Origin of the sequence: Nitrosovibrio tenuis, from assembly GCF_900109785.1 — a bacterium.
GTDB lineage: Bacteria > Pseudomonadota > Gammaproteobacteria > Burkholderiales > Nitrosomonadaceae > Nitrosospira > Nitrosospira tenuis_A.
The window spans coordinates 23,302-44,945 of record NZ_FOBH01000016.1; the positions used below are offsets into that span (position 1 = coordinate 23,302).

General features: G+C 54.3%; 20 protein-coding genes. 12 read left to right on the forward strand and 8 right to left on the reverse strand.

Annotation, left to right across the window (positions count from 1 at the left end; translation table 11 throughout):
• Nucleotides 1-61: 61 nt before the first annotated feature.
• Nucleotides 62-1,189: a bifunctional 3,4-dihydroxy-2-butanone-4-phosphate synthase/GTP cyclohydrolase II gene (ribBA, locus tag BMX00_RS13280; RefSeq protein WP_090829503.1), complete on the reverse strand. Its 1,128-nt coding sequence runs from the start codon at nucleotides 1,187-1,189 to the stop codon at nucleotides 62-64.
• Between the two features lie 34 nt (nucleotides 1,190-1,223).
• Nucleotides 1,224-1,817, reverse strand: a complete 594-nt coding sequence (locus tag BMX00_RS13285; RefSeq protein WP_090829504.1) for a riboflavin synthase — start codon at nucleotides 1,815-1,817, stop codon at nucleotides 1,224-1,226.
• A 258-nt stretch (nucleotides 1,818-2,075) separates the two neighbouring features.
• On the opposite strand from BMX00_RS13285, the gene BMX00_RS13290 reads away from it, so the two are divergent.
• Nucleotides 2,076-3,341 (forward strand): ATP-binding protein, encoded by a 1,266-nt coding sequence (locus BMX00_RS13290; RefSeq protein ID WP_090829519.1) that lies wholly within the window; start codon nucleotides 2,076-2,078, stop codon nucleotides 3,339-3,341.
• Complete coding sequence (locus BMX00_RS13295) at nucleotides 3,338-3,898, forward strand: response regulator transcription factor (RefSeq protein ID WP_090829505.1); 561 nt, start codon at nucleotides 3,338-3,340, stop codon at nucleotides 3,896-3,898. The genes BMX00_RS13290 and BMX00_RS13295 overlap by 4 nt, the downstream gene beginning before the upstream one ends.
• A 32-nt stretch (nucleotides 3,899-3,930) precedes the next feature.
• On the opposite strand, the gene ribD is transcribed toward BMX00_RS13295, so the two are convergent.
• From ribD to dnaA, 6 genes are all read right to left on the reverse strand, one after another.
• Complete coding sequence (gene ribD / locus BMX00_RS13300) at nucleotides 3,931-5,091, reverse strand: bifunctional diaminohydroxyphosphoribosylaminopyrimidine deaminase/5-amino-6-(5-phosphoribosylamino)uracil reductase RibD (RefSeq protein WP_245728081.1); 1,161 nt, start codon at nucleotides 5,089-5,091, stop codon at nucleotides 3,931-3,933.
• 20 nt (nucleotides 5,092-5,111) lie between these two features.
• Nucleotides 5,112-5,603 (reverse strand): transcriptional regulator NrdR, encoded by a 492-nt coding sequence (gene nrdR / locus BMX00_RS13305; RefSeq protein ID WP_090829506.1) that lies wholly within the window; start codon nucleotides 5,601-5,603, stop codon nucleotides 5,112-5,114.
• 80 nt (nucleotides 5,604-5,683) lie between these two features.
• Nucleotides 5,684-6,940 (reverse strand): serine hydroxymethyltransferase, encoded by a 1,257-nt coding sequence (gene glyA, locus BMX00_RS13310; RefSeq protein ID WP_090829507.1) that lies wholly within the window; start codon nucleotides 6,938-6,940, stop codon nucleotides 5,684-5,686.
• A 123-nt stretch (nucleotides 6,941-7,063) separates the two neighbouring features.
• Complete coding sequence (gene gyrB / locus BMX00_RS13315) at nucleotides 7,064-9,490, reverse strand: DNA topoisomerase (ATP-hydrolyzing) subunit B (RefSeq protein WP_090829521.1); 2,427 nt, start codon at nucleotides 9,488-9,490, stop codon at nucleotides 7,064-7,066.
• Between the two features lie 296 nt (nucleotides 9,491-9,786).
• Nucleotides 9,787-10,896, reverse strand: a complete 1,110-nt coding sequence (gene dnaN, locus BMX00_RS13320; RefSeq protein WP_090829508.1) for a DNA polymerase III subunit beta — start codon at nucleotides 10,894-10,896, stop codon at nucleotides 9,787-9,789.
• A gap of 201 nt (nucleotides 10,897-11,097) precedes the next feature.
• A complete protein-coding gene (gene dnaA, locus BMX00_RS13325; RefSeq protein ID WP_090829522.1) occupies nucleotides 11,098-12,495 on the reverse strand; it encodes a chromosomal replication initiator protein DnaA in 1,398 nt (465 codons plus the stop codon).
• A gap of 173 nt (nucleotides 12,496-12,668) precedes the next feature.
• Between dnaA and rpmH the strand changes: the two genes are divergently transcribed.
• The 10 genes from rpmH to BMX00_RS13375 all read left to right on the forward strand — a co-directional run bounded on the left by rpmH (nucleotide 12,669) and on the right by BMX00_RS13375 (nucleotide 21,609).
• Entirely contained in the window at nucleotides 12,669-12,803 is a 135-nt protein-coding gene (gene rpmH / locus BMX00_RS13330) for a 50S ribosomal protein L34 (RefSeq protein ID WP_090829509.1), read from the forward strand.
• Nucleotides 12,745-13,182: a ribonuclease P protein component gene (gene rnpA / locus BMX00_RS13335; RefSeq protein WP_245728083.1), complete on the forward strand. Its 438-nt coding sequence runs from the start codon at nucleotides 12,745-12,747 to the stop codon at nucleotides 13,180-13,182. The genes rpmH and rnpA overlap by 59 nt, the downstream gene beginning before the upstream one ends.
• Nucleotides 13,170-13,379 (forward strand): membrane protein insertion efficiency factor YidD, encoded by a 210-nt coding sequence (gene yidD / locus BMX00_RS13340; RefSeq protein ID WP_090829510.1) that lies wholly within the window; start codon nucleotides 13,170-13,172, stop codon nucleotides 13,377-13,379. Before rnpA ends, yidD begins: the two co-directional genes overlap by 13 nt.
• Before the next feature lie 43 nt (nucleotides 13,380-13,422).
• On the forward strand, nucleotides 13,423-15,114 hold the full coding sequence (yidC, locus tag BMX00_RS13345; RefSeq protein ID WP_090829511.1) for a membrane protein insertase YidC: 1,692 nt from the start codon (nucleotides 13,423-13,425) through the stop codon (nucleotides 15,112-15,114).
• A 243-nt stretch (nucleotides 15,115-15,357) separates the two neighbouring features.
• Entirely contained in the window at nucleotides 15,358-16,719 is a 1,362-nt protein-coding gene (gene mnmE / locus BMX00_RS13350) for a tRNA uridine-5-carboxymethylaminomethyl(34) synthesis GTPase MnmE (RefSeq protein WP_090829512.1), read from the forward strand.
• Between the two features lie 227 nt (nucleotides 16,720-16,946).
• Nucleotides 16,947-18,848 (forward strand): tRNA uridine-5-carboxymethylaminomethyl(34) synthesis enzyme MnmG, encoded by a 1,902-nt coding sequence (gene mnmG, locus BMX00_RS13355; protein WP_090829513.1) that lies wholly within the window; start codon nucleotides 16,947-16,949, stop codon nucleotides 18,846-18,848.
• Nucleotides 18,845-19,492: a 16S rRNA (guanine(527)-N(7))-methyltransferase RsmG gene (gene rsmG, locus BMX00_RS13360; protein ID WP_090829514.1), complete on the forward strand. Its 648-nt coding sequence runs from the start codon at nucleotides 18,845-18,847 to the stop codon at nucleotides 19,490-19,492. The genes mnmG and rsmG overlap by 4 nt, the downstream gene beginning before the upstream one ends.
• Before the next feature lie 101 nt (nucleotides 19,493-19,593).
• Nucleotides 19,594-20,424 (forward strand): ParA family protein, encoded by an 831-nt coding sequence (locus BMX00_RS13365; RefSeq protein WP_245728085.1) that lies wholly within the window; start codon nucleotides 19,594-19,596, stop codon nucleotides 20,422-20,424.
• Nucleotides 20,425-20,431: 7 nt separating this feature from the next.
• Nucleotides 20,432-21,268 (forward strand): ParB/RepB/Spo0J family partition protein, encoded by an 837-nt coding sequence (locus BMX00_RS13370; protein ID WP_090829515.1) that lies wholly within the window; start codon nucleotides 20,432-20,434, stop codon nucleotides 21,266-21,268.
• A 62-nt stretch (nucleotides 21,269-21,330) separates the two neighbouring features.
• Nucleotides 21,331-21,609 carry a hypothetical protein gene (locus BMX00_RS13375; RefSeq protein WP_143053114.1) on the forward strand — a complete coding sequence of 93 codons (279 nt, stop codon included), beginning with the start codon at nucleotides 21,331-21,333 and terminating at the stop codon, nucleotides 21,607-21,609.
• Nucleotides 21,610-21,644 lie beyond the last annotated feature (35 nt).

Consider the following 21,644-nt stretch of genomic DNA (forward strand, 5'->3'; position numbering starts at 1 on the left):
ATCCGCTTGGGTTAAATTCCGCCTTCCCGGGTTAAATCCATTCTTCCCAGTTAAATCCGTTTTATAGCGCGGTTTGTTCCAGCTTTCCGTTTATCTCCCGTCTTTCGAGATATCCTGTTACTTCGAGGCCAAACCCCGCCATGCTGGGCATTTTGCGGGGAACTGCCAGTAACCGCATTTTTCCAACGTTCAGGTCCTTCAATATTTGCGCGCCAATCCCGTAGTCGCGCAAGTCCGTTCTGGCCGTAACGCGAGGTTTTGACTTTGAAGGCGTAACGCGCTCCAGCAATTCCGCCGCGCTCTCCCTCCGGTGGAGCAGCACGATTACGCCACGTCCCGCCTCCGCGATGACCCGCAAGGTATCATTCACGTTCCACGAATGAGTGTCGTCATTCATGTCGAGCAGATCGATAACGGAAAGCGGCTCATGCACGCGCACCAGCGTTTCGGTGTCCGGAGCGATGGTGCCCTTTACCAACGCCAGATGCGTAGCATTCGCGGTCTTATCCAGGTAGGCGACCAGGCGAAACTCACCGTGAATGGTCTGGATGGGGCGTTCCGCCACGCGTTTCACGAGACTCTCGGTACGGCTGCGATAATGGATGAGATCGGCAATAGCGCCGATTTTGAGTTGGTGCTTTGCGGCAAACTCAACCAGATCCGGCAGGCGGGCCATACTGCCGTCTTCCTTCAGAATTTCACAAATGACAGAGGCAGCGGTCAATCCCGCAAGGCTCGCCAAATCGCACCCGGCTTCGGTGTGGCCTGCGCGCACCAGCACCCCCCCGTTTTGCGCCATGAGCGGAAAAATGTGCCCTGGCTGGACAAGATCTTCCGGTTTTACGTTCGGATTTACCGCCGCCTGCACGGTCCGAGCACGGTCGGCGGCTGAAATGCCGGTGGTGACTCCGCTGGCCGCTTCGATGGAAAGGGTGAAATTGGTGCCCAGCGGCGAGCGGTTGGCGGATACCATGAGAGGAAGATTGAGCTGGCGGCAACGCTCGTCGGTCAATGTCAGGCAGATCAATCCACGGCCATGCGTGGCCATGAAATTGATTGCCGCCGGTGTGACGAAATCCGCCGCCAAAACCAGATCGCCCTCGTTTTCGCGATTCTCCTCATCTACGAGAATGACCATTTTGCCGGCCTTGATTTCGGCAATAATTTCCTGTATCGAACTGATGATCATGTCAAACTTCAGCCATAACTCGTGCGTTCTTCACTCATGCGTGCATCGTCATCAATCGTTCCACATACCGCGCCAGCATGTCGACTTCCAGATTTACCTTCGCCCCCGCTTTCAAATCCGCCAATGTCGTCACAGCAAGCGTATGAGGGATAAGATTGACCTCGAACTCGTTTTTATCTATCCGGTTGACAGTCAAGCTTACGCCGTTTACCGTGATCGAACCCTTCCTGGCGATATATTTTAACAGTGGGTCAGGCACCTTGATGGTCAGCAGCCAACTCTCACCCACTTGCTCAAATTTGACCGTCTCGCCGACCCCGTCCACGTGGCCGCTTACCAGATGACCATCAAGCCTGTCGGACAGACGCAGGGCTTTTTCAAGGTTGACCCGGCCGCCCTGTTTATCAAGACCTTCGGTACAATTGATGGTTTCGCGCGATACGTCCACGGAGAATTCTTCATTGGCCAGCGCGGTAACGGTAAGGCATACGCCATTGACCGCGATGCTGTCGCCAGTGTTTATATCGCTTAAATCCAGCGTACCGGACGCAACCCTCAAGCTTATACCTTTCTCCAAAGGCATGACGTGTTTTATCTCGCCAATGGCCTCAACGATTCCAGTGAACATCGAACTCTTCCTGCTTTCCACTACAATAATCCCCTTGCCGGGGTCTATTCAAACTCAAGATGTGCGGCAATTTGCCGCATGGTCTTGAATTGCAATATGCGCTAATGTTCAGGGAACCTCTAGGCAAGCCTTTTGCCGAAGCGCAGGACCAGCCAGGGGATAGACTTTTGGAAGATTCCCATGGCGCTTGTTCAGACTCCCTTTGTTCAGATTCCTTATGTCCTACACACGAAAGTTACCCGCGAACAACCTAAAGTTATGTTCAGTGATCTTAGCCAGTCACCATTAAGAAAGAATTTGCAACGCCTGTTTCTGCTCAGGAATATCGTGATTGCCGCGCAGTGCCTGACGTTTGCTCTGGCTTACTGGGTGCTCGAAATGCAGTTGCCGTGGGCCGAAATGGTTGCGGTAGCGGTTATGCTGGCCGTCCTGAATCTGGCGACCTGGGTCCGCCTGCGTCGTAAGTTGCCCGTTTCAAGCGTCGAGTTTTTTGCTCAATTACTCGTTGATGTCTTCGCGTTGACGGCATTGCTGTATTTCAGCGGCGGCTCGACAAACCCGTTTATCTCGCTCTATCTGTTGCCGCTGACGATAGCTGCAGCCGCGTTGCCCTGGGCCTATACCTGGGTTATGGCAGCCATCACGATAAGCTGTTACACCCTGCTCCTGTTTTATTATGTGCCATTGCCGCACGATCACGAAGAACACAACAGCGAGTTCAATCTGCACGTATCGGGGATGTGGCTGGCCTTCGTGTTAAGCACTGTATTAATCGCGTGGTTCGTTGTCAAGATGGGCATATCCATCCGCGAACGCGACAAGGATCTGGCATCGGCACGTGAACAGGCTTTGCGGAACGAACAGATCATTGCGCTGGGGACGCTCGCCGCCGGCGCAGCGCATGAATTGGGTACACCGCTGGCCACGATGGCGGTTGTATCCGGAGAGTTGCAAAATGAATATACCGGCGATTCGGAGTTCCAGAATAATATCAGAATACTGCGCGACCAGATCACGCAGTGCAAGCGAACTTTAACGCAGTTATTGGCCGATGCCGGACAAGCGCGGGCGGAAGATGGAAGCGGACAGGCGGTCGACCATTTTTTGCGCCAGGTGCTGGATAAATGGCAGTTGATGCGGCCTTCCGTCAAATATACTTACCATGGCAGCGGCGTGCAGCCCGCTCCCCAGATTCTCAATACTCAGTTATTGAGCCAGTCCATTTTGAATCTCCTGAACAACGCGGCTGATGCATCCCTGAAACACATCGAGATAGAAGTCAACTGGGATCATCAGGAGCTGCACCTCGAAATCCTGGATTATGGCGAAGGGCTTACGGGAGAAGCCGTACAGCGCGCGGGCCAGGCCTTCTTTACCACCAAGGCGCCGGGGCAGGGTTTCGGCATCGGCTTGTTTCTGGCGAACGCGAATATCGAGCGATTTGGCGGCAGGGTGCGCTTGACCAATCGCGAAGGCGGCGCCTGCACCCAGGTTATATTACCGTTGATACGTCAAACGATATGACAACATTGGCAACGATGGAAGTGGATGATCAGCCGGCTTTGCTGATTGTGGACGATGATCTGACCTTTTGCGGCGTGCTCGCGAAAGCCATGACAAAACGTGGGTTCAATGTCACCTGCGCACACTCGGTGGAGCAGGCGTTGGAATGCGCCGAAGCCTATATGCCAGAATATGCCATTATCGATCTCCGGCTGCCGGGCACGTCAGGCTTGATGCTGGTGGAAAAACTCAAAAACCTCGATCCCGGCACCCGCATCGTCATGCTGACCGGCTATGCAAGCATCGCAACGGCCGTGGAAGCGATCAAGCTCGGGGCCACGCATTATCTGGCGAAGCCGGTCGATGTGGATGACATCATGATGGCATTCGAGCGCACCACGGGCGATGCGGACGTGCAAATCAGCACTCACCCGCTTTCGGTTGGCCGGCTCGAGTGGGAATACATTCAGCGCGTTCTGAATGAGAACAAGGGCAATGTTTCCGTCACCGCCCGGGTACTCAACATGCACCGGCGTACCTTGCAGCGCAAGCTAACCAAATACCCTTCAAAAACCTAACCGCTTCGAAGCATATCCAGACGATATCTCTACTATATTGACTTATCGTCACAAAAACGGGCAGTGAGTCGAATATCCGAGCCCACTGAGCGTATATCCTGGATCTTGAGCGCGCGTTTTTCGGCTAGCTTGGAGAGTTCCGGCAGCTTCAGCATGCCCTGGGCGTTATCGCCAATCAGGTACGGGGCGAGGTAAATGACCAGTTCATCCACCAGCCCTGCGGCGATAAGAGCGCCGTTCAGCGTGCGACCCGCCTCGACCAGAACCTCGTTGATCTCGAAATCGGCGAGCGTGCGCATCATTCCTGCAAGATCGACATGGTTGCCTGAATCCAAATTCGAATCCGGCAAAACGATGGCGCGCGCGCCCACATCCCGCAACGCAACAATTTTGCCCTCGCTCGCATTTGCGGTAAAAATCAACTCCCCGGCTCCGCGCAGCAATCTGGCATCCACCGGTACATCCAGGCGGCTATCCACCACCACGCGCAGCGGTTGTCTCGGTGTGTCTACGTGGCGCACCGAGAGTTCCGGGTTGTCGGCCAGCACGGTACCGATTCCGGTCAGGATCGCGCAAGAACGCGCGCGCAGCCGATGACCGTCGCGCCGTGCCGCCTCGCCGGTAATCCATTGGCTGGTGCCGTTATTGAGGGCTGTCTTGCCGTCGAGGCTGGCCGCGATCTTCATCCGTGTCCACGGCCGATTGCGCGTCATGCGCGAAACAAAACCAATATTCAGGGCGGCCGCTTCGGCTTCCATTAAACCGGTCTCCACCTCTATTCCCGCATCTCTTAGCGAGGCGCTGCCTTTGCCTGCTACCAGCGGATTTGGGTCTTGCATGGCGATCATGACTTTCGCGACGCCCGCCTCGATGAGTGCTTTCGCGCAAGGCGGAGTTCGCCCGTGATGACTGCACGGCTCGAGGGTGACATAGACGGTGGCACCTTGGGCCGCTGGCCCGGCGGCTTTGAGAGCATTTATTTCGGCATGCGGCTGACCCGCACGTTCGTGCCAGCCGCTACCCACCACCTGGTCATTGCGCACGATTACGCAGCCGACGCGAGGGTTGGGGCTGGCGCTATATAGTCCCTTTTCGGCAAGCCGCAAAGCCTGGGCCATATAGGCGTAGTCGGCCGAGGAAAATAAGTGCGATAGCATAACTTCAGTGATGCAACGGTTGAAAAGGGAGGACATTCCCCCCATCCGGGATCAGCTTAACCCTGGGGTGAGGTTTTCTTGGCTGCTCTTTTCCGCTGGGGTCTTTGGACTTCCTTTATCGCATCATGGAAATCGTGAATATCCTGAAAACTTCTGTAGACCGAGGCAAACCGGATGTAGGCAACCTTATCGAGCTTGTAGAGTTCCTGCATCACCATTTCTCCAATCCTGCGCGAGGGAATTTCGCGTTCGCCAGAACTGAGAAGCTTTTGCATAATTTGATCCATCGCCGCATCCACCTGCTCGGTGGGAACTGGCCGCTTATGCAGTGCCCGCTTGAAACTCGTCAGCAGCTTGTCGCGGCTGAACTCCGCGCGGTTGCCATCCTGCTTTACAACCTGTGGCAAACGCAACTCCACGGTTTCATACGTCGTGAAACGTTTACCACATTTCAAACAACGGCGGCGCCGGCGTACCCGGTCGCCTTCCTCGCTGACACGCGAATCGATCACGCTGGTGTCATCCTCGTTGCAGAAGGGGCATTTCATCTTTTAAGAATCACTAGACCCAAGGCATGCGGATACTATATGGGTGCACAGGCGCAGGCAGCCTCGATCGCGAGCAGCAATCAGGCTCTTGTGCCGTAAACCGGGAATTTTGTGCAAAGCGCTTTCGCCTGGTGCGCAACCTGCGAAATCACCGCAACATCGGTCGGCGCATCCAGCACATCCGCAATCAGGTTGGCCAGTTGTTCAGCTTCAATTTCGGTGAAACCTCGTGTCGTCATCGCAGGCGAACCGATACGGATCCCACTGGTGACAAACGGTTTCTGTGGGTCGTTGGGTATGGCATTCTTGTTGACGGTAATATGCGCGAGCTCCAGGGATTCCGCTGCCTGTTTGCCTGTAATGTACTTGGCGCGCAGATCCACCAGAAACATATGGCAGTCGGTGCGTCCCGAAACGATGCGCAGGCCGCGCTCCTGCAATACCTTGGCCATCACGCGCGCGTTCTCGATCACCTGCTCCTGGTAATTCTTGAACGCATTGGTGGCCGCCTCCTTGAAAGCCACCGCCTTGGCGGCAATGACATGCATCAGCGGACCGCCCTGGGTTTGGGGAAAAATAGCCGAATTCAGCGCTTTCTCGTGCTCCGGCTTGGCCATGATGATCCCCCCCCGCGGTCCGCGTAACGTTTTATGCGTCGTGCTCGTCACAAAATCCGCGATGCCGACGGGGTTGGGATAATACCCGGCCGCAACAAGACCCGCGTAGTGAGCCATATCCACGAATAAGTAAGCGCCCACTTCATCAGCAATCTTGCGAAAACGTTTCCAGTCGATCACCAGCGCGTAAGCCGATGCCCCGGCGACGATCATCTTGGGCTTGTGCTCATGCGCGAGCCGCCGTACTTCGTCGTAATCGAGCTCTTCGGTTTCAGGATGAAGGCCGTATGAAATCGCGTTGAAAATTTTACCGCTGAGATTGACCGATGCCCCATGGGTCAAATGCCCCCCATGGGCAAGCGACATACCGAGCAACGTATCGCCGGGTTTCAGGGCGGTCAGATACACCGCGGCGTTGGCCTGTGAACCGGAATGCGGCTGGACATTGACATACTCGGCGCCAAACAGCGCCTTGACGCGGTCTATTGCCAACTGTTCCACGACATCGACGTACTCGCACCCGCCGTAATAACGCTTGCCGGGATACCCTTCGGCATATTTGTTGGTCAGCACCGACCCCTGCGCTTGCATCACCGCCGGGCTGGCGTAATTTTCTGAGGCGATCAGTTCGATATATTCTTCCTGGCGTTGCATCTCACCTTTGATGGCCTGCCAGAGATCGGGGTCAACGTGATCCAGAGTCAGTTGCGGGGACAACATGGCGGTTCAGTCCTTTTGATTATTTTTGAAAAATGAATTGTACAGCTTGGTTATGATACTGTTGGTTATCAATGGATCAAAGCGGCAGGAAACATTCGGCGACAAGCTTTGTAATGAACTCGGCTACACATCCAGGTTTCTGACTCCTAGCGCATTGTTCTCGATAAACGCGCGGCGCGGCTCGACGACGTCGCCCATCAGGGTAGTGAAAATTTCATCGGCAGCGATGCTGTCCTCGATCTGGGCGCGCAGCAGTCGGCGGGTTTTGGGGTCCATCGTAGTTTCCCATAATTGGGCCGGATTCATTTCGCCCAAGCCTTTGTAGCGCTGTGTGCTGACGCCTTTTTTAACTTCCTGCAGGAGCCAGTCGAGCGCCTGCTTGAAATCGCTGACCAACTGCTTCTGGTCCCCGCGTTTGACGTAAGCGGTGGGACCCATAAGGCCATCGAGCACTTGCGCTGTTTTCCTGATTTGGGTGTAATCGCCGCTATCGAGAAAATCCTGGTCGAGGTAGGATGCGCGGACGTTGCCGTGATGCATCCGGGTGATTTTCAGCCGGAATTCCTCGGCAGCGGCGTCATACTCGGGTTCAATTTTTACTGTCGCTACATGCGCCGCCAGCCTGGCTGCGCTTTCGGCCCCACCTTTTTCACTGCTCAGATCCACCTCGGGATACCGCAACAGGGCATGCATCACTTCGCGATCGATGAGGGAGCTCATGCGCTCGATCACGGCTTCGGCCAGCAGGTATTCGTCGGCAATATTTTTCAGTGTTTCACCGGCCAGTGGCGGCCTGTCTTCATGGGTATACAGCTCCGCATCGGTCAGCGCCAACCCCAGCAGGTATTGCTTAAGCTCATGGTCATCCTTGACGTAGCGTTCGTGCTTGCCATGCTTGATCTTGTAGAGTGGAGGCTGGGCAATGAAGATATGTCCACGTTCGAGCAGTTCCGGCATTTGGCGATAGAAGAAGGTAAGCAGCAGGGTACGAATATGGGAGCCATCCACGTCCGCATCCGTCATGATAATGATACGGTGGTAACGCAGTTTGTCGGGATTGTATTCGTCCTTGCCGATGCCGGTCCCAAGCGCGGTGATGAGCGAGGCGATTTCCTGCGATGAAATGAGTTTATCGAAACGTGCTCTCTCGACGTTCAGGATTTTCCCTTTCAAGGGCATGATCGCCTGGAATTTGCGATCGCGCCCCTGCTTGGCGGAGCCGCCCGCCGAATCGCCCTCAACCAGGTAAAGCTCGCATAGCGCAGGGTCCTTCTCCTGGCAATCCGCCAGCTTGCCCGGCAATCCCATGCCATCCAGCACGCCTTTGCGCCGGGTCAGTTCACGCGCTTTACGCGCGGCTTCGCGCGCTCTTGCCGCGTCGATGATTTTGCCGCAGATCGTTTTGGCATCCAGCGGACGCTCCAGCAGGAATTCGGCCAGCTTCAACGACACGATTTCCTCCACGGCGGGGCGCACTTCCGAGGAAACAAGTTTCTCCTTCGTCTGCGACGAAAATTTGGGCTCGAACAACTTCACGGATAAAACGCAGGACAATCCTTCCCGCATATCGTCACCGGACGTCTCGATTTTGGCTTTCTTTGCCAGCTCGTTCCTTTCGATATAATTGTTGAGGGTGCGCGTCATCGCGGCGCGCAGCCCGGTGAGGTGGGTTCCTCCGTCTTTTTGGGGAATATTGTTGGTAAAGCACAGTACCTGTTCGGAGTAACTGTCGTTCCACTGCATCGAAACTTCAACCACGATACCGTCTTTTTCGCCTGTGGCGTAAAAGATGCTGGGGTGAAGGACGGACTTGGAGCGATTGATATACTCGACAAAACTTTTCACACCGCCAACGAAAGCAAACGTTTCTTCCTTGGCGCTGCGTTGGTCCACCAGATGGATCTTCACCCCATTGTTGAGAAACGACAGCTCGCGCAGGCGTTTCGCGAAGATGTCGTAGTGGTACTCGATATCGCCGAAAATTTCCTTGCTGGCGAGGAAGTGCACTTCGGTGCCACGCCGCTCCGTCTTGCCAGTTATTGCCAGGGGTGCAACCGGCACACCCATGCGGAATTCCATCTGATGAATCTGGCCTTCCCGGCGGATGGTCAGCCGCAGCCATTCGGACAATGCGTTGACTACCGACACGCCTACGCCGTGCAAGCCACCGGACACTTTGTAAGAATTGGCGTCGAATTTCCCGCCGGCATGAAGTTCAGTCATGACGATCTCGGCCGCGGAACGTTTCATTTCATCGTCGTGCTTGATGCCCGTGGGTATGCCGCGCCCGTTATCCTGTACGGTTACCGAATTATCCGGGTGGATGATGACGCTTATTTCATCGCAATGCCCTGCCAGTGCTTCGTCGATGGCGTTATCCAGCACTTCGAACACCATGTGATGCAGACCGGTGCCGTCGCTGGTATCCCCGATATACATGCCTGGGCGTTTGCGTACCGCATCAAGTCCTTTAAGGATCTTGATACTGTCCGAGCCGTAATCGGCTGAGCTTTCGGTTTTTTTCTGCCTGGAGCGTTCTTTCTCATTCATTGGATTCATGACTTCAGTTTCACGTGAAACGGGTTTATGGAAAAGCCTCTTTTTTGAGGAAGTGAAGCTTTACTTTGACTCATCTGGCTTTGCGGTTGCGGGCCCTGTGGTTGGGGCCCATGCGGTTGCGGGTCTTGCATTGCCGATCTTTCCTGCTGTGCTGATCAGCAGTTCCGTTTGATGTTTGTAGATGACTGGAGTGAAGTGCAAGCCATCAAAATCGATAGGATGGGTTACGGCTACAGCTTTCACCCATTCTAGAGCAAGCCGAATTGAGACTGTATTTATGATTCTGTTTATATCCTCATCGGCATTACCACATACTTGAAATCGTCATTTCCTGGAATTGTGATCAGTGCGCTACTGTTGGCGTCTCCAAAGGCGCACCGCACTGTCTCACCGCTAAGATGGTTCAGCACGTCCAGCAGGTAACTGATGTTGAACCCGATATCGAGCGCTTCACCATCATAGTGAAGTTCCAGTTCTTCCTCTGCTTCTTCCTGCTCGCTGTTATTGCAAACGATCCGAAGGTTATCCGTTGTCAGAATCAACCGGACGCCGCGGAACTTTTCGTTGGATAAAATAGATGCGCGCTGCAAAGTCTGCAGAAGCAATTGCCTGTTGATATCAAAGTGCTTTTGATATCCGGCTGGAATAACCCGGTTGTAATCAGGAAATTTGCCGTCCACCACTTTGGTCACTAGTACAACACTTGAAAAACTGAACCGCACCTGATTTTGCAGAATCTCCACCGTTACGGATTCATCGGTATCGTTCAAGAGTCTGGCCAGTTCCAGTACCACCTTGCGAGGCAGGATCACTTCTCTTTTTTCCTGGGGAGCCTCGAGCTTCATCAGCGCAAACGCCAGACGATGGCCGTCGGTAGCCACGACCTTTATATCGTTGTCCTCCGTCAACAGGAGCAACCCGTTCAGATAATAGCGAATATCTTGTTGTGCCATGGCGTACTGCACCATGGACAAGAGGTGTTTCAGCTCTTTCTGCTTTACGGTTATTTTTGCCTGAGGCTCCGAACCAACCGGAAATTTAGGGAAGTCTTCGGCAGGAAGCGTTTGCAGATGAAAACGGCTTTTTCCTGCTTTCGCATGAAGCCGGGATTCATCAGTCTCCAGCGTTACCTGGGTTTTATCAGGAAGCGCACGCAATATGTCCTGAAGCTTTTTCGCTGCCACGGTTACCGCATACCCTTCACTTACGGTATCGCCATCCTCTGCGTACGTCGCGATCTGGATTTCCAGATCTGTTGCGACAAAAGAAATCTTGTCGTCCTTTCGCTCTATCAGGACGTTGGAGAGTATCGGCAACGTATGGCGGCGCTCGACTATACCGGTAACCATTTGCAATGGTTTAAGTAACGTATCCCTCTCAGCTTGTATTAGCTTCATGTATATAAACCTAGAATAATCGTTAATAGATGTAGGGTAAGTCCGGTATAAAATAATAAATCGAAATGATATCAGGCAATTAGGGTTCCATTTTTGGTTGTATCGATAAGGTATTGTCTGTGGATGATTTGTGGGCAGAATTCACTTTCACGTTAAACAACAAGTTATCCCCAAATAATCCTTTCGTTATCAACTGTGAAATCAACCGCGCAGAATGTGTAACAGGGTATTGAAGTCGCGGTTGATCGCTGGATCGGACGCGCGTAACTCGGCTATTTTTCGGTAACCATGCAGTACGGTCGTGTGGTCCCTGCCGCCGAATGCTTCACCGATATCGGGCAGGCTCAGCGGGGTGAGTTCCTTGGATATGGCCATCGCCATTTGGCGGGGCCTCGCCACGATGCGTGAGCGTTTTTTGGAGTACATTTCCGCAACCTTGATTTTATAGTAGTCGGCAACGGTTTTCTGAATATTCTCAATCGAGATCTGGCGGTTTTGCACGGCCAGAAGGTCTTTCAATGCTTCCCTTGCCAGATCGAGCGACAAGGAGTGGCCGGTGAATCGGGAATAAGCAACCACGCGTTTCAGCGCGCCCTCGAGTTCGCGTACATTCGAACGGATATGTTTGGCGATGAAAAAGGCGACGTTTTCATCCAGAACGATATTTTCCAAAAGCGCTTTCTTTAGAAGGATGGCCACGCGCATTTCTAATTCCGGCGGTTCGACCGCCACGGTCAAGCCCCAGCCGAAACGGGAAATTAAGCGTTCTTCCATACCTGAGATTTCCTTCGGGTAAGAATCGCAGGTGATAATGACTTGCTTATGGGCCTCGATCAGAGCGTTAAAAGCATAAAAGAATTCCTCCTGGGTTCGGTTCTTGCCGCCAAAAAACTGGATATCGTCTATCAATAGAAGATCCAGCGAATGGTAGTACCGCTTGAAATCGTCGAACGCTTTATGCTGATATGCTTTTACCACGTCGGAGACGTATTGTTCTGAGTGGATGTATCTCACCTTGGCCGCACTATTGTGCTCCAGAACAAAATTACCAATGGCCTGAATCAAGTGGGTTTTTCCCAAACCCACACCGCCGTAAATAAAAAAAGGATTGTAAGCAACGCCCGGACGTTCAGCGACCTGGATCGCACCCGCGCGGGCTAGCTGATTGGCTTTTCCGGTGACGAAGTTATTGAATGTAAAAGATGAATTCAGCCGGCTGGGATTTTTTTCCTTGGGATCGCCCGGTACTTTCCGTAAGGAAACTGCCGGGGTATCGACGTCGGCAGGAGGTTGAAATGCCGCTGTCACAGCACTGTTCGACGGTGAAAGTGGCGTTTTTGCCGAAACATGCTCGGCAAGCATGAGTTGAAAGCGGATGCTTTGCGCAAAATATTTTTCCGCCATCAGTTCGATGCGAGAAAGAAAATTGTCCTTGACCCATTGCATGACAAAGCGGTTGGGGGCTACCAGAATAGGCTCGGACGCATCGTTCGATGAATCCAGGCGGAGCGGTTTAATCCAGGTATTGAATTGCTGGGCGCTCAGTTCTTTCTCAAAATATCCGAGACAAGAAAGCCAAAAGGTGTCCACTGCTGGCATGGTCGTCATTGCTTGCTGGGAAAAAAAGGAAAATTCGAGAGCGAGGTGAGCGGGTATTTTAGACCGTTCCGATAGACTTATCCACAGAGGGGGGAAAAAATATAGGTTGACATCAACCGCTGTAAAGAGTTGTAATGTTGAGTTTTTATTTATCAGGCTCAGGGGTAATCATAATGAAACGCACTTATCAACCTTCCGTAACGCGGAGAAAGCGGACCCATGGTTTCAGGGTTCGGATGAAGACCGCAGGTGGAGCGGCCGTTATCCGGGCGCGCCGCGCCAAAGGACGGGTTCGCCTGGGAATATAGCTTCACGCCACAAACATTTAGTTCGGGGATTACTATTCGCTTTCCGAAAACACACAGATTGCACAATGCGGAAGAATTCTCCTCGGTCATTCGGTTCAGATGTTCCGCCAGCAGCGAACGACTTCAGATTTTCGCCAAACCCAATGGGCTCATGCAATCTCGATTGGGACTGATAGTCGCGGGTAAAATCGAGCGCCTTGCTGTCAGGCGCAACAGGGTCAGACGTTTACTGCGGGAACTGTTTCGCGCACGGCAACAAGAGTTGGCTGGCCTGGATCTGGTGGTGCGCTTGCGTTGCCGCGTTGCCGAAATAGATTTGTCCCGGATGGTGGCGGAAGCAGAGAAGCTCATGATTCAATTGCAGCGATGTCGCAGATAATCATCGGACTCATCAAGCTATATCAATATTGTCTGAGTCCTTTTCTTGGTCCCTCATGCCGCTTCAGCCCTTCCTGTTCGCATTATGCGTGCGAGGCGCTGGCTAGGCATGGTCTGATACGCGGAATATTCCTGAGCATATGGAGGATATTGCGGTGCAATCCCTGGGGTCGCGGCGGCCATGACCCTGTTCCATAGGTAGCGTTCGTGCATCTCGGTAAAAAATAAAATGCAAAGCAAGATGGATACCAAACTCGTACTTTTCCTTATTTTTTCCACATCAATGTTGTTCCTCTGGGAGGCATGGCAGAAGGAACAGCGCCCGCCTTCCCCCGCGCCTGCGGCCCAAGGGACCGCAACCCAGCCATCGGCACGGCAGAACGAAACCCCTGTGCCCGGTGAAAAGCTCGCCTCGACACAGCCTGGCATGGACCTTTCCTCCGCTGAGAACGCCCCGCCGGCCAAACCAGGCGGGCTACTCGAGTCAGGGGAAAAAATTACCGTCAAGACCGACTTGGTGTCGGCGGAAATCGATACCGCTGGCGGTGACCTGCGCCGTCTGGAGTTACTGAATCATCCGGACAAGGAAGACAGGAACAAGCCTTTCGCGCTCTTAGAGAGCCAATACGACCACGTCTATGTAGCCCAGTCGGGCATGATAGGAGAAGGTCTACCCACCCACAAGACGCATTATAAAGCGGAGTCGAGCGCGTATAGTCTTGCTCCGGGCCAGGATAAAGTCGAGGTGAGGCTCGTCGCGCCAGAATCGGATGGGGTGCAGGTGACCAAAGTTTATACTTTCCATCGGGGCCAGTATCTCGTCGACGTACGCTTCGAGATTGCCAACCACCGCGCTGCGCCGATCCAGCCATTCTCCTATTTTCAAATGTTGCGTGATAGCAAACCACCGGTCGGCTCTGTATTCATGATTCCGACTTATACCGGGGCGGCGATCTATACGGAACAGGAGAAATTCAAGAAAATCGAGTTCTCAGCCCTGGACAAGGGTAATGCGAGCTACCCCAAAACCGCCGATAATGGCTGGATCGCAATGCTCCAGCAATATTTCCTTACGGCGTGGCTGCCCAAGGATAAATCGCCGCGCGAGTATTACGCCAAGCGTCTGGGCGAAAACCAGTATACAGCCGGGGTAATAGTCCCGGTCGGCACGGTTGAGCCCGGAAAAACCGCAAGTGTTAGCGTGCCGCTTTATGCAGGCCCGGAGGAACAGAGCAAGCTCTCCTCCATTGCTCCCGGGTTGGACCTTACAGTCGATTATGGCTGGCTGACTGTGCTCGGTGCGCCGCTCTTCTGGTTGTTATCGCTATTTCATTCCTGGACCGGAAACTGGGGGGTGGCAATCGTTCTTTTGACCATGTCGGTCAAGCTGGCGTTTTTCCCCTTATCCGCGGCCGGGTATCGGTCAATGGCAAAACTGCGGTTGGTAACGCCTAAGTTGCAGCGTTTGCGAGAACAGCACGGAAACGATCGTGAACGTATGCACAAGGCGATGATGGACTTTTACAAGACGGAAAAAATCAATCCGATGGGCGGTTGTCTGCCCATACTGGTGCAGATACCCGTGTTTATTTCGCTTTACTGGGTGCTGCTTGCCAGCGTGGAACTACGTAACGCACCTTTTGCGCTATGGATAGAGGATCTGTCTTCGCCCGATCCGTATTACGTCCTGCCGATCATCATGGGCATCTCCATGTTCATACAGTCCAAGTTGAGCCCTCCGGCCACGGACCCGATCCAGCAGAAAGTGATGCAGATCATGCCCTTCGCCTTCAGTATTTTCTTTTTCTTTTTCCCGGCTGGACTGGTACTGTATTCATTGGTTAATAATGTGCTGTCCATCGCCCAACAATGGCAGATCACGCGCATGATCGAAGGCGCCGCCAGCGCGACCCCGTTAAGCAAGAAGAGATGAGCCTGTCGAGCATTTCACGGACATTTCCGCCCGTCCGGTTTGTCTCTGCGCGGAGGAGAAACTCCCGGGTACGCTCCGGAAGACGCTGAGCAAATCCATCGGCTCTTCGGAAGATACGCGAATTTTAGGCGCTTCTCATTCATTCAACCGGGCGCAGCCTGGCGGAACCTAAATCCGGCAGCCCGTTTCAGTTTATCGCCCCTACTCCCTGATTTAGTTGACCATTAGTGTAAAATTGTCCTGATGGAAAACGCAGACACCATTGCCGCCATCGCTACCTCACCGGGGCGAGGCGCTATCGGCATCGTACGGATTTCCGGGAAAGACCTCGGATTTCTTGCGCTCAAAATCACCGGCCAGGTTCCGCAGCCACGTTATGCCAGCCTGAGCAAATTTTTTGATGAAAACGGACAGCTCATCGACCAGGGAATTATGCTTTACTTTCCCGCTCCTCATTCCTATACGGGCGAAGATGTGCTGGAGCTGCAGGGCCACGGGGGCCCGGCAGTGATGAGTCTCCTGCTATCCAGTTGTGTTTCGGCAGGCGCGCGTCTGGCCCAACCCGGCGAATTCACCCTGCGCGCCTTTCTCAATAACAAGATGGATCTGGCTCAGGCTGAAGCCGTCGCGGATGTTATCGACGCCAGTACCGATGAAGCGGCGCGTTGCGCCATGCGCTCGCTGCAAGGTGTTTTTTCTGCGGCTATACACGGGCTGGTGCAAGCACTTACTGACCTGAGGATGCTCGTCGAAGCATCGCTCGATTTTCCGGAGGAGGATTTGGATATTGTGTGGCGCGCCGATGTCAGCGGCAAGCTGAATGACATCCACGCCCAGCTTGAGACGGTATTCGCGTCGGCCCGTCAGGGCAGTCTCCTGCGCGAGGGTCTGTGGGTCGTACTGGTCGGAAAGCCCAACGTGGGCAAATCCAGCCTCCTGAATCGGTTGGCTGGCGAAGAGGCTGCCATTGTGACCGAGATACCGGGCACAACCCGGGACACTGTGCTGCGCTCGATCGAAATAGAAGGGGTTCCCTTGCATCTGCTTGATACGGCGGGGTTGCGAGAAACCGACGATGTCATCGAAAAAATCGGCATCGCCCGAACGCGGTCGGCCATCGAAAAGGCAGGCCTGGTACTGTTGCTGATGGATAGTCGGGAGGGTATCACGCCTGAAGATCAAGCGGTACTGGATAGCGTGCCGGCCGGAGTCCGTCGAATTCATGTGTATACCAAAAGCGATCTGCTGGAGGAAGTCCCGCGCATCATAAGCTATCAGAAGCAGGGAAACTGGCAGGAGATTTATCTCTCCGCCAAGACGGGAGCCGGGGTTGAGTCGCTGCGCCGGATTCTTCTTGAGATGGCGGGCTGGAACCCGCACATGGGCGAGGGCCTGTTCATGGCGCGCGGTCGTCATCTGGTGGCGCTTGCAGAAGCAGGCGGACATCTGAAATCGGCGGCTGGTCTCGCAGAATATGGGGATCAATTGGAGGTGCTCGCGGAAGAACTGCGGCTTGCGCAGCGATGGCTATCATCCATTACCGGCGAGTTTACCGCCGATGATTTGCTGGGCGAAATATTTTCCCGCTTCTGTATCGGCAAGTAATTCGGTGTTCGTTTCCCAGGCTCCAGCCCGGCTTTTTGATCGGCGCTGCGATGCCCTGTCGCAAGTGCCATCGGTGACCTTGTGTTTCACGTGGAACATTCAGGAAATATGGTTGTGCTGCTTTTTTACAGACTCAGCAGGGCTGACAAGCGCGTTCCATAATCATTCCTTTTGCCGTAGAATCCTTCCCTTTGATCGCCCCTTCCCTTTGGTCGCTTTAAGTTCGAATGCATTTCGCTGAAAATTTCGATGTGATTGTGATTGGCGGCGGCCACGCGGGTACCGAGGCTGCGCTTGCGGCTGCGCGCATGGGCCAAAAAACGCTGTTGCTCTCCCATAATCTCGAAACACTGGGGCAGATGTCATGTAATCCCTCGATAGGAGGAATTGGAAAGGGCCATCTGGTAAAAGAGGTGGATGCGCTCGGCGGAGCGATGGCAGCGGCCGCCGATGAGGCCGGGATACAATTCCGAATCCTTAATTCAAGCAAAGGACCCGCGGTGCGCGCCACTCGCGCTCAGGCGGATCGCGTGCTCTATCGCCAGGCGATCCGGCGCCGCCTGGAGAATCAGCCTAACCTTTGGCTCTTCCAGCAAGCGGTGGACGATCTCACGCTTGAGGGCGGGCGCGTAACTGGCGTGATGACGCAGTTGGGGATAAGATTTTCCGCGCGGGCGGTGGTTCTGACCGCCGGAACGTTCCTCGGGGGTTTGGCGCATGTAGGATCAGCCAATTTCAAGGCCGGGCGGGCCGGTGATCCTCCCTCCACCAGTCTCGCCCAGCGTTTACGCGAACTGAAGATGCCCGTGGGACGGTTGAAGACGGGGACTCCGCCGCGGTTAGATGGCCGCAGCATTGATTATTTGGCGACGACCGAACAACCCGGCGATGATCCCGCCCCGGTCTTTTCCTTTATAGGCAGTGCCCGGCATCCGCGTCAATTGCCGTGCTGGATCACGCACACCAACAGCCGCACTCACGATATTATTCGTGCCGGCCTGGATCGCTCGCCTCTATTCACCGGTGCCATCGAAGGCGTAGGGCCGCGTTATTGTCCATCCATTGAAGACAAGGTGGTTCGGTTTTCGGCCAAGGAATCGCATCAGATTTTTCTTGAACCGGAGGGACTTGACACCCACGAGGTATACCCGAACGGGATCTCTACCAGCCTGCCGTTCGACATGCAGGTGGAACTGGTGCGGTCCATCAAAGGACTCGAAAACGCGCATATCACGCGGCCCGGCTATGCTATCGAATATGACTATTTCGATCCGCGCGGACTGAAAAGTTCGCTGGAAACCAAGTCCATCGATGGATTGTTTTTCGCTGGACAGATCAATGGAACGACGGGTTATGAAGAGGCCGCGGCGCAGGGACTGCTTGCCGGCATCAATGCTGCGCTCAGGACACAGGAGCGGGAGCCGTGGTGTCCCCGCCGGGACGAGGCTTACCTGGGTGTTCTCGTGGATGATCTCATCACTCGCGGGGTGAGCGAACCCTATCGCATGTTTACCAGTCGGGCCGAGTATCGTTTGCAACTGCGGGAGGATAACGCTGATTTACGTCTGACCGAAACAGGACGAAGCATTGGAGTAGTCGATGATGCACGCTGGGCCGCGTTTGAGGCCAAACGGGACGCCATCATTCGTGAGGAACACAGATTAAAAGCCGTCTGGCTGGGTCCCAAGGTAAATACTCTATCCGAAGCGGATGTTATACGCGTGCTGGGTAAAATTATTGAGCGTGATTACTCGCTGTACGAGCTATTGCGGCGTCCGGATGTGTTCTATAAGAGCCTGATGACGCTGCCCGGTGCGGGCGAAGCTGTTACCGACCCGCTGGTCGCGGAGCAGGTTGAAATTCAGGCCAAATACCACGGTTATATAGAGCGGCAGAGGGATGAAGTCGCGCGTAATGCCCGTTACGAGGAAATCCGGTTACCGCAGAATCTGGATTACAGGACTGTGCGCGGCCTTTCCAGCGAAGTGCAGCAGAAATTGAACCAGTTCAAACCCGAAACAGCAGGCCAGGCGGCGCGAATTTCGGGTATAACGCCAGCGGCCATCTCACTGTTGCTGGTGCATGTGAAGCGCGGATTCTCGCGGCCAGAAAAAAAGCAGATCGCATGAACCTGGCCTCGCGTCTTAATGACGGCATCTCGGCCTTGGGATTTGCGATTTCGGAACAAACCCAAACCCACCTGCTGCAATATCTTGCGCTCATTCAAAAGTGGAACCACGTGCACAATCTTACTGCGGTACGGGAACCGGAAGCGATGCTGGCTCGGCATGTGCTCGATAGCCTGGCAATTCTGCCGTATATTGCAGGAGAACGTATTGCCGACGTGGGCAGCGGTGCGGGCTTGCCGGGAATTCCCCTGGCCTTGGCGCGGCCTGATTGTCACGTGGCACTGATTGAAAGCAATCATAAGAAAGCCATATTTTTGCAACAGGCCCGGATTGAGCTGAAGCTGAAAAATGTCGAGGTGGTGGCCGGGCGGGTTGAAAATTTCAGCGCGGCGGAAGGATTCGATATTGTGGTTTCGCGCGCTTTTTCCGATTTGGCCGATTTCGTCAAGCTTGCGGGGCACTTATGCAAGCACGGAGATGACGGGGGCCGGCTAGCGGCAATGAAAGGCATATATCCTCATGAGGAATTGGCGCAGCTGAGGGCTGAGCTGAAGCCACAATTCATCGTTGAAAAAATATTGCCGATTGCGGTACCCAGCCTTGAAGCAGAGCGACACCTGATTATGATCAAGCGGTATGTTTAAGGGGTTTTTGCCGTGCAAGGGTTTTGGAGGCGCGGGCCTGCGGACGGCTTGTCCATTATTCGATCACCGTTTCGTGGCGGAGCCGGCATGAGGATAGTGTCGTGGTAAAAATTCTGGCAATAACCAACCAAAAAGGGGGGGTTGGCAAAACCACCACAAGTATCAATTTAGCGGCAAGCCTGGCAGCCGCCCGGCGCCGGGTGTTATTGATCGATCTGGATCCGCAGGCAAATGCCACCATGGGAAGCGGCGTGGATAAGCGTGATTTGCAACAGACAGTCTATCAGGTACTACTTGGCAGTCGCAGTATCGCGGATGTGCGCGTCACCTCTACCAGCGGCAGGTACGACTTGATTCCTGCCAATCGGGATCTGGCGGGTGCTGAAATCGAAATGGTGGACCTGCCCCAGCGGGAAACACGTCTGAAAGAAGCGCTGTGCGAGATTCAAAATGAATACGATTTCATTCTTATCGATTGTCCTCCCGCCCTTAACCTGCTTACGCTCAATGGGTTGTGCGCCGCCGAAGCGGTGATGATTCCCATGCAATGCGAATACTATGCCCTGGAGGGATTGAGCGACCTGGTCAATACGATTAAAAAAGTGCGCTCCCATCTTAATCCGGGGCTGGAGATCGAGGGGCTGCTGCGCACGATGTTTGACCCGCGCAACATATTGGCGCAACAAGTATCGGACCAGCTGCAGCAGCACTTTGGCGACAAGGTCTACCGCACCGTGATTCCGCGCAATGTGCGGCTGGCCGAAGCGCCAAGCTTCGGCCAGCCGGCGCTGTATCACGACAAGCTATCGAAAGGTACACAAGCTTATCTGGCTCTCGCCGGGGAAATGCTGAACAGACATGGCCCAGGTATGGAGGCGGCGGCTCAACAGGATTTTGAGCGCGGGCTAAAAGCTAGCGTATTCAAAGAATAGAGGAATTATGAAAGTGAAGGGATTGGGAAGAGGACTTGATGCATTGCTGGCGGGTAACCAGGAGAGCGCGCAGGCCGGGGAATCACTGCAGAATCTGTCCGTGCCGCTGTTGCAACCGGGCAAATATCAACCACGCACTCACATGGATAAGGAATCCCTGGCGGAGCTCGCCGAATCCATCAAATCGCAGGGGATAATGCAACCAATCCTGGTGCGCCCGGTTCCAGCCGGACGTTATGAGATCATAGCCGGGGAGCGGCGCTGGCGTGCAGCACAACTTGCGGGGCTCGCCGAAGTGCCCGCGCTCATCCGCGAGGTCCCGGATGAGGCCGCATTGGCAATGTCATTGATCGAAAATATCCAGCGGGAGAATTTGAATCCCCTGGAGGAAGCGATGGGAATTCAGAGGCTTATCAAGGAATTCGGGATGACTCATCAGGCGGCAAGCCAGGTCTTGGGCAGCTCCCGGAGTACGGTGTCCAATCTTTTGCGGTTGCTTAACCTCCCCGCGCCGGTACAAGACTTGCTGATGCAAGGAAAGATCGACATGGGTCACAGCCGTGCATTGCTTTCGCTTCCCGTGGCCAAGCAGATAGAAACCGCGCATCTGGTGGCGCATAAACAACTGTCAGTGCGAGAGACTGAAAGACTGGTGCACCGGATCGAGCACCCGGCGTCGAGAAAGCATCCCAAACAGGACCGGGATCTGCTACGTTTGCAGGAAAATATCTCAGCCAGGCTCGGCGCGCAGGTTGCTATAAAACCAGGAAAAACTGGGAAGGGAAGCATAGTGATCCATTACCACAGCCTCGAGCAGCTGGACGGCATTCTGTCTCGCTTGTAAGCGATTATCAAGGTTGTCCGGGTAGCAAGCCTCGGCATTTAACTTGGCGTTTAAAAATGCTCATGGCATTATCAGGGGCGTTCTTGCGGCGGCCCGATCCCGGCTTTGCGAGGCTCTTTGAAAAAGAACTGGCAGGACGGGAGGCGGCTCCACTATCCAACGATATTTCCGATGCACTTATCCCCGCGTTGGCGCCAAAAGCCAGCCACTTCGGCAATGCAGCCCTCTGGAGCAATGCCGTGATCATGGCGTTGGCTACTTGCTTCGCAATTCCCTCCTGCGCAAACCGCTTGACTTGGGGGATCTTCGCGGATAGTCTTTACAGGGTTGTGGGTATGTAACGTGCCCGTAATAGATGTGCAACAGTGTATTGTAT